Source organism: Candidatus Planktophila sp., from assembly GCF_040402275.1.
In the GTDB taxonomy this organism is placed as follows: domain Bacteria; phylum Actinomycetota; class Actinomycetes; order Nanopelagicales; family Nanopelagicaceae; genus Planktophila.
In genome coordinates this window covers 1-14,802 of sequence record NZ_JBBAMW010000020.1, presented here as the reverse complement: position 1 = coordinate 14,802, position 14,802 = coordinate 1, and the positions used below count along the sequence as shown (strand labels likewise).

16 protein-coding genes are annotated in these 14,802 nt (G+C 46.9%); 2 read left to right on the top strand and 14 right to left on the bottom strand.

The window, feature by feature from the left end; translation table 11 throughout:
- Positions 1-588 precede the first annotated feature (588 nt).
- The 14 genes from tyrS to fabG all read right to left on the bottom strand — a co-directional run bounded on the left by tyrS (position 589) and on the right by fabG (position 13,922).
- Positions 589-1,854: a tyrosine--tRNA ligase gene (gene tyrS / locus AC9UEY_RS04905; RefSeq protein ID WP_509538563.1), complete on the bottom strand. Its 1,266-nt coding sequence runs from the start codon at positions 1,852-1,854 to the stop codon at positions 589-591.
- Positions 1,851-3,278 carry an argininosuccinate lyase gene (argH, locus tag AC9UEY_RS04900; RefSeq protein ID WP_509538560.1) on the bottom strand — a complete coding sequence of 476 codons (1,428 nt, stop codon included), beginning with the start codon at positions 3,276-3,278 and terminating at the stop codon, positions 1,851-1,853. Before argH ends, tyrS begins: the two co-directional genes overlap by 4 nt.
- Positions 3,278-3,760, bottom strand: coding sequence for an arginine repressor (locus AC9UEY_RS04895; RefSeq protein ID WP_509538558.1), 483 nt, complete (start codon positions 3,758-3,760; stop codon positions 3,278-3,280). The genes argH and AC9UEY_RS04895 overlap by 1 nt, the downstream gene beginning before the upstream one ends.
- Complete coding sequence (locus AC9UEY_RS04890) at positions 3,750-4,919, bottom strand: acetylornithine transaminase (protein ID WP_509538555.1); 1,170 nt, start codon at positions 4,917-4,919, stop codon at positions 3,750-3,752. The genes AC9UEY_RS04895 and AC9UEY_RS04890 overlap by 11 nt, the downstream gene beginning before the upstream one ends.
- A complete protein-coding gene (gene argB / locus AC9UEY_RS04885; RefSeq protein WP_509538552.1) occupies positions 4,916-5,701 on the bottom strand; it encodes an acetylglutamate kinase in 786 nt (261 codons plus the stop codon). Before argB ends, AC9UEY_RS04890 begins: the two co-directional genes overlap by 4 nt.
- 9 nt (positions 5,702-5,710) lie before the next feature.
- Complete coding sequence (gene argC / locus AC9UEY_RS04880; RefSeq protein WP_509538550.1) at positions 5,711-6,733, bottom strand: N-acetyl-gamma-glutamyl-phosphate reductase; 1,023 nt, start codon at positions 6,731-6,733, stop codon at positions 5,711-5,713.
- 47 nt (positions 6,734-6,780) lie between these two features.
- Positions 6,781-9,237 carry a phenylalanine--tRNA ligase subunit beta gene (pheT, locus tag AC9UEY_RS04875; RefSeq protein ID WP_509538547.1) on the bottom strand — a complete coding sequence of 819 codons (2,457 nt, stop codon included), beginning with the start codon at positions 9,235-9,237 and terminating at the stop codon, positions 6,781-6,783.
- Positions 9,237-10,244, bottom strand: a complete 1,008-nt coding sequence (pheS, locus tag AC9UEY_RS04870; protein WP_509538544.1) for a phenylalanine--tRNA ligase subunit alpha — start codon at positions 10,242-10,244, stop codon at positions 9,237-9,239. The genes pheT and pheS overlap by 1 nt, the downstream gene beginning before the upstream one ends.
- Positions 10,245-10,271: 27 nt before the next feature.
- A complete protein-coding gene (locus tag AC9UEY_RS04865) occupies positions 10,272-11,051 on the bottom strand; it encodes a TrmH family RNA methyltransferase (protein WP_509538542.1) in 780 nt (259 codons plus the stop codon).
- 9 nt (positions 11,052-11,060) lie between these two features.
- A complete protein-coding gene (gene rplT / locus AC9UEY_RS04860) occupies positions 11,061-11,420 on the bottom strand; it encodes a 50S ribosomal protein L20 (protein ID WP_509538539.1) in 360 nt (119 codons plus the stop codon).
- Between the two features lie 11 nt (positions 11,421-11,431).
- Complete coding sequence (gene rpmI, locus AC9UEY_RS04855) at positions 11,432-11,629, bottom strand: 50S ribosomal protein L35 (protein WP_029018543.1); 198 nt, start codon at positions 11,627-11,629, stop codon at positions 11,432-11,434.
- Positions 11,630-11,641: 12 nt separating this feature from the next.
- Positions 11,642-12,208, bottom strand: a complete 567-nt coding sequence (gene infC / locus AC9UEY_RS04850) for a translation initiation factor IF-3 (protein ID WP_509538566.1) — start codon at positions 12,206-12,208, stop codon at positions 11,642-11,644.
- 238 nt (positions 12,209-12,446) lie between these two features.
- Positions 12,447-13,217 (bottom strand): enoyl-ACP reductase FabI, encoded by a 771-nt coding sequence (gene fabI / locus AC9UEY_RS04845; RefSeq protein WP_509538536.1) that lies wholly within the window; start codon positions 13,215-13,217, stop codon positions 12,447-12,449.
- Positions 13,218-13,922: a 3-oxoacyl-ACP reductase FabG gene (gene fabG, locus AC9UEY_RS04840; RefSeq protein ID WP_509538533.1), complete on the bottom strand. Its 705-nt coding sequence runs from the start codon at positions 13,920-13,922 to the stop codon at positions 13,218-13,220.
- A gap of 73 nt (positions 13,923-13,995) precedes the next feature.
- Here fabG and AC9UEY_RS04835 point away from each other — a divergent pair, with 73 nt between their 5' ends.
- Positions 13,996-14,268 carry a DUF3099 domain-containing protein gene (locus tag AC9UEY_RS04835; protein ID WP_509538530.1) on the top strand — a complete coding sequence of 91 codons (273 nt, stop codon included), beginning with the start codon at positions 13,996-13,998 and terminating at the stop codon, positions 14,266-14,268.
- A 2-nt stretch (positions 14,269-14,270) separates the two neighbouring features.
- On the top strand, positions 14,271-14,802 hold a 532-nt coding region (locus AC9UEY_RS04830), incomplete at its 3' end, for an SURF1 family protein (protein ID WP_509538527.1).

The window sequence follows — 14,802 nt, the reverse complement described above, 5'->3', positions numbered from 1 at the left end:
AGCACGCCGCCAGCGTTCGTCCTGAGCCAGGATCAAACTCTCCATAGAAAGTTTTCATCTTGGCGATCAGACAAACAAACTGTCGTTTAATTTGTCATTTATATACCAAAGGAAATCAACGGGTATAGCTTTTTATGGCTATACCTCATTGAGGTATTTATATATTTGCCGTGGTTGTTAATCAATCAAAAAGCACTGTAAAACAATGATTTTTCGCTATTTAAAGCATGACGAACTAAGCCACTATTGGCATTGACTTATGGCACGCTGTTGAGTTCTCAAGGTACGGATGCGCACTGCTTCTTAGGATTTCTCCTAATTTTCAGGGCAGATCGCCAAACTTAGTGCATGCACGCAGGCTCGGTCAAACTGGCCTAAATGAAGTACTTGGTCTGGCTGAAGCTCAATTACTTGATCTTCGACGCCTACTGTCCGGCCTAAATCGTCCGTTCCCAGCAAGGAGCGTAACTATACATACCCCCGCGGGACCGGTCAAATCGGGTTACTGATATGCCGTTCAGTTATACAAAACACTGCAAATAGAGAATTATGCATGCCCGCTAAGGTTTCAGGGCAAATTAGAGGCTTTTAGGTTAACTCCACGGCGGCGAGGTCTCTCTTGCCTTTTCTCAAAACCGCATATTTTCCGCATAAAAAGTCAGATTTTGAGGGTCTGAAATCTTCTCCCGAAATCTTCTCATTATTGAGATAAGCACCACCCTCTTTTACGATGCGACGCGCAGCTGATTTCGACTCAACAACGCCAGTTGCTGCTAAGAGATCAACCCAGGTTGGAATCTCTTCAGAAGATGACACCGTAGTGCGCGGAAGTTCAGCAAGTGCTGATGCAAGTGTGGCTTCATCTAGTTCAGAAAGCTCACCCTGTCCAAATAATGCGCGTGCAGCCGCTTCAACACGTTGTGTTGTCTCTTCTGAGTGCACAAGTGAAGTTAATTCACGTGCAAGTGCGCGGTGCGCTTCGCGTAAACCAGGATTTTCATTATGTGATTTTTCAAGTTCAGTAATTTCGGCATGAGACTTGAAGGAAAACACCTTCAAAAAGTTAATAATATCCTTATCATCACTGTTTAGCCAGAACTGGAAGAACGCATACGATGAAGTCATCTCCGGATCTAGCCATACAGAGCCACCTGCCGTCTTACCAAATTTCGTTCCATCTGCTTTCATCAACAACGGAACAGTTAAAGCATGACCACTACCTTGTTCAACTCTACGAATGAGATCTAAACCGGCGACGATATTTCCCCACTGGTCAGAACCTCCAATTTGTAATGTGCAGTTGTTACGACGATAGAGCTCTAGGAAATCATAGGACTGTAAAACTTGATAGGAGAACTCGGTATATGAAATTCCTCCTCCTTCTAAACGTGCTGACACGGAATCTTTGGAAAGCATCTGGTTAACACTGAAGTGCTTACCAATATCACGCAAGAATTCAATCGCGCTCAGCGGTGATGTCCAATCAAGATTATTGACAACTGCCGCAGGATTCTTAGGTGCGTCAAAATCTAAGAATGCAGATACTTGCTTGCGAATACGATTGACCCATCCTTCAACAATCTCATTGCTATTAAGTGTGCGCTCTTCACTCTTCCCGCTGGGATCGCCCACTAAGCCAGTGGCTCCTCCAACTAAAGCGATGGGGTTGTGGCCTACTAATTGAAAGCGGCGCAGCACTAGCAGAACTACTAAGTTTCCCGCGTGCAGTGAGGGCGCAGTTGGGTCAAAGCCCACATAGAGCGTTGTTGGCTTCTTTAATGCTTCGAGCAACGCCTTTTCATCCGTTGTCTGAGCTAATAAGCCACGCCAGCGAAGGTCTTCGATTAGATTCATGCGCTCATCATCTCTGAAAATGCCGCGTGCTTGCTGGCAATTTCTTTCTTGGTCTTGGAATTGGCGGCTAAAGCATCTTTGATTTGGGCAGCTACAAGGACAGGTGCAGTACCACCAGATGTTGTGCGGGAATTAATGGCGCCATGGACTGTAAGAACATCACGTACTCCCCCGTCTAATCGAGGATGAACCTGCAGAAATTCGGCATCAGTTAACTGATGTAATTGACGACCTGTTGTTTCACACATTGCTACGCACTTTCCAGCTGCCTCGTGCGCATCAGCAAATGGAACACTCTTTTTTGCAAGATAATCAGCAATTTCTGTTGCAAGTGAAAACCCTGCTGGTGCTGCAAGCGCCATCTTCTCGCGATCAAAATCAGTTGTTGCAATCATTCCTGTAACTGCAGGCAACACCAACATTAAAGTGTCGATGCTGTCAAACAACGGTTCTTTGTCCTCTTGCAAATCACGGTTGTATGCAAAGGGCAAACCCTTGAGCACTGTTAAAACGCTCATGAGATTGCCAACAAGTCGCCCTGATTTACCACGAGCAAGTTCAGCCATATCTGGGTTTTTCTTCTGCGGCATGATTGAAGAACCGGTTGAATACGCATCTGAGACCTTTGCCCAAGCAAACTCTTGTGAAGCCCACAGAGTCCACTCTTCCCCAATGCGTGACAAGTGATTGCCGATCATTGCGCAAATGAATAAGGCTTCGGCAACGTAATCACGATCGCTAACGGCATCAATGCTGTTTGCAAATGTCGAAGCAAAACCAAGATTCTTGGCCGTAAATGCCGGCTCTAGTGCTAGCGATGATCCAGCTAATGCGCCTGCACCCAAGGAGCTCACAGATGTTCGTGCAAGCCAGTCGTTAATTCGATCCAAATCGCGAGCAAAAGCATGTGCATGCTTTGCTAATTCATGACCAAATGAAACTGGTTGGGCATGTTGGATGTGTGTGAAGCCCGGAGCAGGATCTTTTACATACTCTGCTGCTTTTTCCAGGATTGCTATCTGCAGTGCGGTAATTAGCCGAGCTATTTCCAGCAGGTGATCAATCGAGAAAAGTCGCAGATCAGTAGTTACTTGATCATTGCGTGATCGGCCAGCACGAAGTGCTCCCCCGACGGGACCGAGCTTTTCTGTTAACCCACGCTCTAGTGCGCTATGAACATCTTCATCAGAATCGCTGGCTACAAATTTTCCAGATGTTACTTCGGTAGACAGTTCGTTAAGTGCCTGTGCAATAGCTTCAGCATCTTTAGCAGCGATTAACCCACTTTTTTTCAGGATCGCAAGATGTGCCTTTGATGACCTCAGGTCATAAGGGGCCAAACGCCAATCAAAATGCACGCTTCTAGACAACGCAAAAACTGATTCCACAGCTCCTTGCGTAAATCGTCCACCCCAGAGAGCCATTACTTCCTCTTTCCATCTGCTTGTGCGTAAACAAGTAATTCTTTCGCTAAATGGGCCCCACCTGTTGCTTTCTTCGATACCAAGATAATCGTGTCGTCTCCAGCGATAGTGCCAATAACGCCTGTTAGACCAGCATGATCTAACGAACTCGCCAAAAACTGCGCTGCACCTGGAGGGGTATGGATAACAGCCAGATTGGCACTGTGATCAACGGATAAAATTAACTTTGAAGGAAGCGGTGTGCTGCGAACGATTGCAGAATCTGCACTTTCACGGATTTGATAGGTACTGTCGCCATCTTTGTTGCGGGCACGTACCGCCCCAATCTCCTCAAGATCCCGGCTAGCAGTTGCTTGCGTTACTTTGTATCCAGCTTTTTTCAAAAGAACGACGAGATCTGATTGTGAATGGACAACACCAGATTTAATTAATGTAATTGCTTTTGCTCTGCGAGCTGAGACGGATTGGGCACTACTTGGCATCTGCAATCACCTTCTTGAAGATAGAGATAAATTTGGTGATTTGAGCATCTGAAACAATCAGGGCAGGTGCAATACGAATAGTTGTTGCGTTGGCTGCATTGACAAGAACTCCTGCATCCCGCATCGCATCTGATACATCAGATGCCTTTAATATTTCGAGTTCGATTCCAAGTAACAACCCTGCCCCACGTACCTCTTTGACACCCGGGATGAGTGCTAGTTCTTGGATCAAATATGCACCCTGCATTTCAACTTTTCTCAATATGCCCTTTGCCTCAATGAACTGAATCGCAGCAAGGCCTGCTGCAGTTGTTACTGGATTTCCGCCAAATGTAGAACCATGATCTCCTGGTTGAAAAAGCTCTGCCGCTTTTCCTAATGCAATCATGGCTCCTAATGGCAAGCCACCACCTAAACCCTTGGCTAAGGTAATTACATCGGGTGTAATGCCTGAATATTCATATCCAAACCAATCGCCAGTTCGACCCATACCAGTCTGCACAGCATCAATAACTAGTAGTGATCCGTTCTTGTCACATAGTTGACGTAGTTGTTGTAGATAATCTTCCGGAGGAACTATTACTCCAGCTTCTCCCATAATGGGTTCAATAATTACCATTGCAGTTTTCTTGCTTACCGCTTTGCGCATCGCTTCGATGTCTCCAAAAGGAACATGCTTAACACCCTTGATTAAGGGCAAGAAAGGTTCCCTTTTAGAAGGCTGTCCTGTCAGCGATAACGCGCCCATCGTGCGACCGTGAAAAGCACCTTGGGCAGCGACAATCCGAACTTTTCCCGTGCGACGCGAAAGCTTTAACGCGGCCTCATTAGCTTCGGCGCCTGATTGGCAAAAGAATACTTTTGCGTTTTTATCACCAGTCATCAAAGTTAACTTTTCAGCCAACTCAATCGCCTTTGGATGTGCGTAAAAATTACTCACGTGACTCAGTGTTGCTACCTGCTTGGTCACAGCACTAATAATTGCAGGGTGGGCATGACCCAAGATATTAGTTGCAATGCCGCCGAGAAAATCTAAGTAGCTCTTGCCGTCTGCGTCGGTAACAACTATCCCCTTACCCTTAACCAAAGTAAGTGCCGGTTTACCATAATTATTCTGCACTGATTTGCTCCAGCGATTTAAAAACTTCTTGTTACTCATGCAACCACCAGCGTTCCGCCTCGACCAGCTAAGGCTGATGCAAAGCTATCGGGGTCTGTTCCATCAATAATGCGAACCGCTTGTGCACCAAAAGTGAGCGCATCGAGTGCGGCCTGAACTTTGGGAGCCATGCCATCTGTAAATCCTGACTTGATCGACCCCAGTTCGGCTGCAGAAATCAATTCGATGAGCGAACTTTTATCAGGCCAGCTGCGATAAATACCTGGAACATCTGTCATAACTATCAAGGCAGAAGCACCTAAAGCTGCGGCAATAGCTGCAGCTGCAAAATCGGCATTCACATTTAAGCCTGTTTTCATATCTTCATCTGAAGAAACCGGCGCAACAACTGGAACTATCCCCAAATCCAATAACTCGAACAACGCTGATGGATCAACTCTTTGGACATCACCAACGAATCCAAGATCAACAGGTGTTCCATCAATTAATTGCGTGCGTCGATTGGCAATCACAGTTGGTAATGTGCGGGCAGAGATGGCTTGTGCCTTTATCCCGGCCCTACCTAATGTTGCTGCCACTTCAATTCCAACGTGATTGACAAGAACATTCTCGACCACATCAAAGATCTCTTGTGTGGTCACTCGAAAACCGCCTACCCATGTACTGACAATGCCCTTTGCTTTTAGCGCGGCATCGATTTGTGGGCCGCCACCATGAACAACTACTACCTGTTCCCCAGCCTTTTGTGCAGCCGAGATGGCTCGTGCGAAGTTTCCGCTTTCATCCTTCATGGCATGGCCACCAAATTTTACGACAATCATATTCAGGCCCTAAGCGCCGATTCCATCGAGTGCAAGGCCACTAATTTCTGCGAGCCCACACATTAGATTCGCATTTTGAATCGCTTGTCCTGCAGCACCTTTACCAAGATTATCAATCGCAACAGATACGACTAAACGCTGTGTGTGCTCATCAACTGCTACTTGTATCTGGACCTTATTGCTTCCTGTCACAGCACTTGTCTTAGGCATGTGCCCCATGGGCAAAACATCAACAAAGAATTCAGAGGCATAGTGCTTCGAGAAGAGATCATGAGCATGTTGCGTAGTTAATGGCTTGTGAAGCTTTGCCGTAATAGTTGCAAGAATTCCACGCGTCATTGGCGCAAGGATTGGCGTGAAAGAAATCTTTGCCTGCTTTTGTGCCACTGCCGACAGAGCTTGTTCGATCTCAGGCGTGTGTTGATGAACGCCACCAAATTTATAGGAGGTCAGGGATCCCATTACCTCACTACCAATGAGATTGATCTTTGCGTTGCGACCAGCACCTGTTGTGCCAGATGCTGCAACTACAACTATGTCTGAAACATCAATGAGGTTAAGGGCAGGTGAGATTCCGATAGAGATCGATGTTGCATAACAACCAGGATTTGCAACCTTGCTTTCCTTCTTGATTGCTTCGCGCTGACCTGGTGCAAGCTCAGGCAATCCATACACCCAAGATCCCGCATGCTTTCCGCCGTAATACTTCTCCCATTGCCCAGCATCTTCTAATCTAAAGTCAGCACCAAGATCTACTATCTTCACACTAGCTGGAATCTTTTCGGCCAAGGCAGCTGATTCGCCATGTGGAAGGGCAAGAAAAACTAAATGAAGAGATGAAAAATCGATCGAATCGGCTGTTACAAAACTTTTACCTGAATAGCTTTGAAGTTGAGGGTGAATAGATGTGACCTGCTCCCCTGCATTCGAGTGTGCGCTTACGACTGTGACCTCAAAATGTGGATGGATGGCAAGAAGTCTTAATAGCTCTCCGCCTGCATACCCACTTGCTCCGATGACCGCCGTTTTCATAGATTTAGTATAAACGATTGTCTATAATTATGCAATCCTATGCATAATTATGCGGTGCGAACAACTGCTCCGAACTTGGACACCGCAACAGCTGTGGCTGCCTCACGCATGGCAGATACCTCTTCACCTGTAAGGGTGCGATCCTGAGCTCTGAAAACAAGGGTGAAGGCCAGTGAAATTTTGCCATCGCCAATCTTGTCGTAGCGATCAAATAAGGTGATCGATTCGAGCAACTCCCCTGCGCCCTGACGCAATGCAGCGTCAACATCTGCGGCACTCACAGTTGAATCAACAATCAAGGCCACATCCTGAACAGCAGCTGGCATCGTGCCAACAGTTGTTGGTCGAACTAGAACCGAATCGGGCAGTGCGCTTAATGCAACGGCAAAGGCCACTGACCGCTCAGGCAGCCCATAAGCGGAAACAATGCGTGGGTGAAGTTCGCCAGCATGTGCAACAGCTTTTCCATTAACAATTAACTCTGCGCAGCGACCCGGATGCCACGGAGCTAGATCAGAACGAGCCACAGTCCATTCAAGGTTACATAGCGCCAAAATATCCTGAGCATAGGCGATCGCATCTTGCCAGTTATATGCACGTGCTTTGCCTTGCCAATTTTCGTTTTCTGTTTTGCCGACGAGCAATCCTGCAACGTGATATCCCTGTGGTGGAACACTTGCAAAAATCTCATCGATGATCTTTTTTGAAGGACGCTTAGAAAGATCAGGTGAAATAGCAGGAACCAGCTTCTGTGAACTACGGAAAATAGAACCCATTTCAAAGATCGCAAAATCTTTAGCCCCTCGACTGATATTGCGTTGAGCAACTTCAATCAATCCAAGAACGAGATGAACGCGCATCAGTGGGAACTCTTCAGACATCGGGTTTGCAACCTTGTAGGTAGCCGCGCGCTCCCCCACAAAACCCATGGAATCAATAGTTGCTTGATTAGTGAAAGGAAATGTCTGGACCTCGGCCAATCCACGGCTTGCCAGCATCGTCGCTACTGCCCGACGACGCTTTTGTGTCGGCGTTAATGTTGCGTGTAAAGGACGTGGAGGAAGCACAGAAGGAATCTTGTCGTAGCCGATCATGCGGGCTACCTCTTCAGTGAAATCTGAAGCCGTCAAAAGATCTGCTCGCCATGACGGCGGATCGATTGTGAAACTCTTTTCATCAACATCGCAACCAATTACTCGAAGAACTTCAGCTACTTTCTTTGCTGGGATATCAAAGCCTAAAGTCCTGGAAACAAAAGCGGGATCAATGGTGACCAATGGCGCATAAATAGGCTCCCCATCAACCACAGTTGCCACATGCTTGGCCGAACTATGAGCCGTCAGCAGTTGAACAAAGCGAGCAGATGCAAACTCAGCCAAGGATGGATCAACGCTTCGCTCTAAGCGACGTGATGCTTCGGATGAAAGCTTATGACGACGTGAGTTCTTGGCAATACAGACTGGGCAAAAATGCACCGCCTCGAGTGCGATATCAGTTGTTGTCTCTGTGATTTCAGAAGACAAGCCACCCATCGTTCCGGCAAGTGCTAGCGGCTGATCATCATCACAGACCATGAGGTCATCGGCATCTAAGGTTCTTTCCTGACCATCAAGGGTTACAAACTTCTGGGCCTTGCCTGCACGCTTAATTGTTAAGCCACCTTTAATCTTTGACTTATCAAATGCGTGCAAAGGTTGACCAAGTTCTAACATGACATAGTTGGTAACGTCGACAACCAAAGAAATAGATCGCATTCCCATCTTTTCAATACGACGGCGCATCCAGATCGGTGTTGTTGCCTTCGGATCAAAGTTAGACATTGTGCGCAGGTAGAACACAGATGCAGTCGATCTATCTGCAATCTTTGCAGGTACACCCTTGCCAGTATCTTTAAACTTTAATGTACGCAAGGCTTCCACAGGATCGGTGAACTTCAACCCCAAGGAGCCTGCCACCTCGCGTGCAATACCGCGGATGCTTAAGGCGTAACCACGGTCTGGATTAACGGCAATATCAAAAATAACATCATTGATCTCAAGCGCCTTAATGGCATCGGAACCGATGCTCACTTCACTTTCGGCAAAAACCATAATGCCTGCGTGATCATCACTAATTCCAAGTTCGCGCCCTGAACAAATCATTCCATTAGAGGTCTTACCGTAAGTTTCGCGGGCTCCTATTTTGAAGTCACCCGGCAGTACAGCGCCCGGCAGAGCTGCAACTATTAAATCCCCCACTGCAAAGTTTGTTGCTCCACAAATGACGTAACGAGTTTGACCTTCACCACAATCCAAGCCAACGTAGCGAATAGGCTTTTTAAACTCGATGATTTCCTCGATAGACAAAACCTTTGCAAACTTTAGCGGGCCCGTTAAATCGGCGCCTTGCTTAATGATCTCTTCAACCTCAAAACCGACACGAATCAATCCATCTGAAACTTGCTCGGCGGTAACAGATGCTGGAATATCAACAAACTCTTTGATCCACGATAGAGGGGCGCGCATTACAGGCCCACTCCAAACTGACGAGTAAAACGCAAATCGCCTTCAACGATGTCGTGCATATCTGTAATACCGTGTCGAACCATCAATGTGCGTTCTAACCCCATTCCAAATGCAAAACCACTATAAATATCTGTATCAATGCCACAGGTTGCAAGCACCCTTGGATTAACCATTCCGCAACCGCCCCATTCGATCCAGCGATTGTTAAAGAAGATGTCAACTTCGGCACTTGGCTCAGTGAAGGGAAAGAAAGATGGTCGCAGCCGTGTTGTTACATCTGGACCAAACATGTGGCGAGCAAAGTTATCTAAGGTGCCTTTAAGGTGGGCCATCGTGATGCCCTTATCAATAACCAAGCCTTCGACTTGATGGAAGACCGGGCTGTGGGTTGCATCCAGCTCATCTGCTCTAAATGTACGACCCGGACACACAACATAAATTGGAGGCTCTTGCGTAAGCATGGTTCTGATTTGAACCGGTGAGGTGTGCGTTCGCAAAACCATTCCAGATTCAACTGGCTCGATGAAAAAAGTATCCTGCATTGTCCGCGCTGGGTGATCTGCCGGAATATTTAAAGCATCAAAGTTCAGCCAACCAGATTCAAGTTCTGGACCTTCTTCAACGGAAAAACCTTGTTCGATAAAGAAATCTGAGACTTCATTTTTAATGATTGTGATCGGATGTAAACCACCACGATGTGAACGATTGACAGGCAAGGTGATATCAACAACCTCTTCAAGCAATACTCTGCGATCACGTTCGGCTTCAAGCACAGCTGTTGCATCAGCTAAAGCTTGAGCTATTTCTGCCTTTGCTTCACCAATGACTTTGCCGAAACTTGCTTTGTCTTCCGGTGAAAGCGCACCTAACCCACGAGATGCCAAAGCAATTGGTGATTTATCCCCAGAATGAGCAAGTCGGGCGGTTTTTAGTGAATCTAGATCTGTGGCGGAGGCAAAAGCCTTTCGGGCATCTTGTACCCAGGTTGAAATCTCCTCAACGCGCATGGAGTAACTCTATCTTGAAGCCCTTTATTACGGCTGCATATTTGATAGGTGATACATAACAATCGATGCCGCCGCCGAAAGATTGAGGCTTTCGGCATTGCCAGGCATTGGGATGCTTACAATCTCTATCGAATCGACTTTTTGTCCAGTCGATAAGCCACGAGCTTCATTTCCAAATACGGCAATAGTGTTCCCCGATAATTGGTACTGACTCAAACTCTTTGAACCCTCAGCGCCAAGTGAGAAAGCATTGATTCCCAATGCTAGAACTTCATCAATAGCTACAGATTCAAATACTGGAATATGCCAGAGGGATCCTGCAGTGCTACGGACAACTTTCGGTGAATACATATCAACACTACCTGGTGAAGTAATCACGGCATCTATTGCGAATGCATCAGCTGAACGCAAAATCGTGCCAGCATTTCCTGGATCTTGCACCTCTGAAAGATAAATAAATCTACGAGAGCCATTCAGCGTGATTGAGCTTAGGTTCGCTTGAGGAATTGTGCACACCGCCAAAATCCCTTGAGGAGTGATGGTTTCAGACATTTCCTTCATGACTTCATCACTGACATCAACAAGGTTAAAGGCTGACAAATCTGCTACTTCTTCAATCTTGCCACGACCATTGCTGGTTAGATACAGCGTTTCAATTTTTGGACCATTTTTTGAGACAAGTGCTTCGCGGGCGCATTGCAATCCTTCTGCAACAAATTGGCCAGCGGCTTTTCGCTCCTTTACGCCCCTAGAACCAATAAGAGCCTTAACCCGCGCAACATGTGGCGAGTTAAGGCTCTCAATCATTATTGGAACTTAGAGTGCTGTAAGGCTCTTGCGAGCTACATCAACAAGTGTCTTGAATGTTGCAGGATCATTTGTTGCAAGCTCTGACAGAACACGACGATCAACCTCAACACCTGAAGCCTTTAGGCCCTGGATGAAACGGTTGTATGTAAGACCGTGTTCGCGACAACCTGCGTTGATGCGCTGGATCCATAGACGACGGAAATCGCCTTTCTTATCTTTACGGTCATTAAATGCATAAACCATTGAGTGCGTAACTTGCTCTTTCGCCTTTGTGAAAAGACGTGAACGTTGCCCCCGGTATCCGCTTGCACGTTCTAGAGTTGTACGACGCTTCTTAGCTGCGTGGACTCCGCGCTTTACTCTCATTTAACCGCTCCTTACTTCAAACCAAGCATGCGCTTGGCTGTGACGGCGACAGTTGGCTTTGCAGCTGACTCTGTCGATAGACGGCGTGTTACTCGTGAAGATTTACGCTCGAGCAAGTGGCGCTTTCCAGCGCGCTCGTGCATAACCTTTCCAGAACCGGTGATGCGGAAGGTCTTCTTCGCACCGCTGTGTGTTTTCATCTTTGGCATGGTTATGTTCCCTTACTCGGTAGTTTCTGCAGCAGCGATGGCTTTGGCCTTGCGTGCCGCCTTTGCTTCTGCAACTGCTTCTGTCTTTTTCTTTGTTGGACCAAGAACCATTGTCATGTTTCGTCCCTCTTGCTTAGGAGCGAACTCAACAAAACCAACTTCTGCAATGTCTTCTGCAAGACGTTGCAACATCTTGTATCCCAACTCAGGTCGCGTTTGTTCGCGTCCGCGGAACTTCATTGTCACCTTCACCTTGTCGCCACCCTTAAGAAACTTCTCAACCTGGCTACGCTTTGTCTCGTAATCATGGTTTTCGATCTTTGGTGTTAAACGCACTTCCTTCACCACGATGTGGGTCTGGTTCTGACGCGCTTCCCGTGCCTTCTGTGCAACTTCGTACTTGTACTTTCCGAAGTCCATAATCTTGCACACGGGTGGATTAGCATCTGGTGCGATTTCGACTAGGTCGAGACCAACTTCATCTGCCATCTTTAACGCTGTATCGATATCTACAACTCCAACTTGTTCGCCGGTGTAACCGATCAAACGAATTTCGGGTGTGCGAATTCGATCGTTAATGCGAGGTTCAGTGGTGACTTTGTGCTCCTTCGGTTCGTTAACGCTTTGGTGTTACAGCGCTGCAAAAGAAAACCGCAAGGGCAAGAGAGGTTAATTCTCTTATCCGACAAACCAGCCCGCACTAGTGGCGATGAAGGTGGGAGCGGTAACTCCTCTTGCAGTGGTTGTAACGCCACTGGTCTAGGGCAAAGATTACCCGTACAGGGGTGAAAAGGTGAAATCGAGCCTAAAGTCCCGTTTAGCCGCCCATGGCATGGAAGCCGCCATCAACATGAATGATCTCCGCCGTTGTCTTGGGGAACCAATCTGACAGCAAAGCAACAACTGCTTGAGCGGCAGGAACAGGATCATTAACATCCCAACGCATAGGTGAGCGCTCATCCCACAGATGTTCAAAACGCTCGAAATCTGGAATCGATTTTGCGGCGATGGTGCGAATAGGACCGGCTGCAACTAAGTTGATGCGAATATTTTCTGGGCCAAGATCCTTGGCTAGATATCTAGATGTTGATTCCAGCGCAGCTTTTGCAACACCCATCCAGTCATACTTTGGCCAGGCAACCTGACCATCAAAATCTAGACCAACAACTGATCCCCCACCATTAAACAATGGACGGGCAGCCATTGTTAAAGACTTAAGAGAGAAGGCTGAAACCTGAATAGCTGTAGCAACATCTTCCCATTGTGTGTTTAAGAAGTTTCCACCAAGTGCGGCCTCAGGTGCAAAACCAATAGAGTGCACAACACCATCTAGGCCTTCTGGGAAGTGTTCACGAACGCGCGATTCAAGGGCTGCAAGATCGGCATCACTTGTAACATCTAATTCAATGACAGGACATGGTTTAGGCAAGCGTCCTGAAATACGGGTGGTCAGTGAGAGCGCTCTGCCAAAACCCGTCAAGATGACATCTGCGCCTTGTTCTTGGGCAAGTCGAGCAATATGAAATGCAATGGAGGCATCGGTTAATACACCTGTGACCAAAATCTTTTTGCCTTCAAGTATTCCCACTTAGTGCCCCATTCCTAATCCGCCATCAACTGGAATTAACGCACCAGAGATATAACTTGCTTGTGGTGATGCAATAAAGGTTACAACATCAGCTATTTCTTCTGCTGTACAAAAACGTGCAAGAGGCACAGATGCCGAAATCTCTGTACGGCGTTTTTCATCCAATGTCGCAGTCATATCGGTTTCGACAAAACCGGGTGCAATCACATTTGCTGTGATGCCACGGCTACCAAGTTCGCGAGCAAAAGATCGGGCCATGCCAACTAAGCCAGCTTTTGACGATGAGTAATTAACTTGTCCAGCAGAGCCAACCGCTCCAACAACAGAGCCAACAAAAATCAGACGGCCACGCTTTAATTTCAGTAAACCCTTTGTTGCACGTCGAGCAACACGAAATGCACCCGTCAGATTTGCATCAATGACGGATTCAAAATCTTCATCGCTCATACGCATGACAAGACCATCTTTTGTGATGCCAGCATTTGCAACGATAATTTCAGGTGATCCCCATTGTTCTTCGACTGAGGCAAATCCTGCATCGACGCTCTCAGTACTGGTCACATCCATCTGGACTGATTTGAATCCTTGCGGTGGAGTGCCACTGCGATAGGTCACAACAACATCATGGCCAGCAGCTTTAAGGGAGTGAGCGATTGCTAATCCAATTCCACGGTTTCCGCCTGTGACTAAGGCAATTGAACTCATGGTCAAAACCTAGTGGCTACCTTTGAGTAAACAAAAGAAGCAAAGGTGCGCGCCGAGCACTACCCTTGCTCACATGGCCAAAGAAAAGAAGATTTATGACATCACAAGTGCCCCAAACGCACTTACCCGTGATCAAGCTGGTCGACAAAAGCGATATTTCATTTCCATGATGATCCGAACTGCCTGTTTTATTTTGACCGTTATTTTGCCAAGTCCATATCGTTGGTTTGCTCTTTTGGGTGCTGTGACTCTGCCCTATTTCGCAGTTGTAATTGCCAATGCAGGACGCGAAACTGTTACACGCGGTGCTGATGTAGTCGAAGATAAACCACTCGCACTCGATTAAGAATGACCTCCACGCAAAAAACTAAGGAGCCGTGGGCTCTTTTCAAATCACTGATAGCTCTACTTTTAATCATCTTTTGTCTTTGGGGTTCGCAATGGCAATATCACCGTGGTATTGATCGACACGCTCGTAACGCTGTGATTGAAGAGCGCATCTCCAAGTCTGCAATCGAACTAAGTACCATGACAGGTAATTTGCCGGATTATGAGTGGCAAATTGTTTCAGCCGTTGGCACTTTTAATACTGACAAACAAATCTTGCTACGAAATCGTTACAACGACGGCAAGTACGGATATGAAGTGCTAACGCTGTTTAGATCAAATGACAACAAAAGCTTCTGGGTTGATCGTGGCTGGGTTCAAGCTGGTGCAACAGCAACAACTCCACCAGTTGTCACCGCATTGCCACAAGGTGAGGTATCAATTACTGGACGACTACGCCTCGATTCCTCGCTACCTCGGGGTTCTTTCTTCGCACTACCTGGCAAAGGTGAAGGATTAGTTACAGTGCTTAATGCACAGTCTCAACTAGATA

Excerpts from the sequence above, each read along its gene's own strand:
- pheS (WP_509538544.1), bottom strand. The coding sequence starts at position 10,244 with ATGCGCGTTGAGGAGATTTCAACCTGGGTACAAGATGCCCGAAAGGCT.
- AC9UEY_RS04895 (WP_509538558.1), bottom strand. The coding sequence starts at position 3,760 with ATGCCAAGTAGTGCCCAATCCGTCTCAGCTCGCAGAGCAAAAGCAATT.
- argC (WP_509538550.1), bottom strand. The coding sequence starts at position 6,733 with ATGAAAACGGCGGTCATCGGAGCAAGTGGGTATGCAGGCGGAGAGCTA.
- rplT (WP_509538539.1), bottom strand. The coding sequence starts at position 11,420 with ATGAGAGTAAAGCGCGGAGTCCACGCAGCTAAGAAGCGTCGTACAACT.
- fabG (WP_509538533.1), bottom strand. The coding sequence starts at position 13,922 with ATGAGTTCAATTGCCTTAGTCACAGGCGGAAACCGTGGAATTGGATTA.
- argB (WP_509538552.1), bottom strand. The coding sequence starts at position 5,701 with ATGATTGTCGTAAAATTTGGTGGCCATGCCATGAAGGATGAAAGCGGA.
- tyrS (WP_509538563.1), bottom strand. The coding sequence starts at position 1,854 with ATGAATCTAATCGAAGACCTTCGCTGGCGTGGCTTATTAGCTCAGACA.
- pheT (WP_509538547.1), bottom strand. The coding sequence starts at position 9,237 with ATGCGCGCCCCTCTATCGTGGATCAAAGAGTTTGTTGATATTCCAGCA.
- AC9UEY_RS04865 (WP_509538542.1), bottom strand. The coding sequence starts at position 11,051 with ATGATTGAGAGCCTTAACTCGCCACATGTTGCGCGGGTTAAGGCTCTT.
- rpmI (WP_029018543.1), bottom strand. The coding sequence starts at position 11,629 with ATGCCAAAGATGAAAACACACAGCGGTGCGAAGAAGACCTTCCGCATC.
- AC9UEY_RS04890 (WP_509538555.1), bottom strand. The coding sequence starts at position 4,919 with ATGAGTAACAAGAAGTTTTTAAATCGCTGGAGCAAATCAGTGCAGAAT.
- AC9UEY_RS04835 (WP_509538530.1), top strand. The coding sequence starts at position 13,996 with ATGGCCAAAGAAAAGAAGATTTATGACATCACAAGTGCCCCAAACGCA.
- argH (WP_509538560.1), bottom strand. The coding sequence starts at position 3,278 with ATGGCTCTCTGGGGTGGACGATTTACGCAAGGAGCTGTGGAATCAGTT.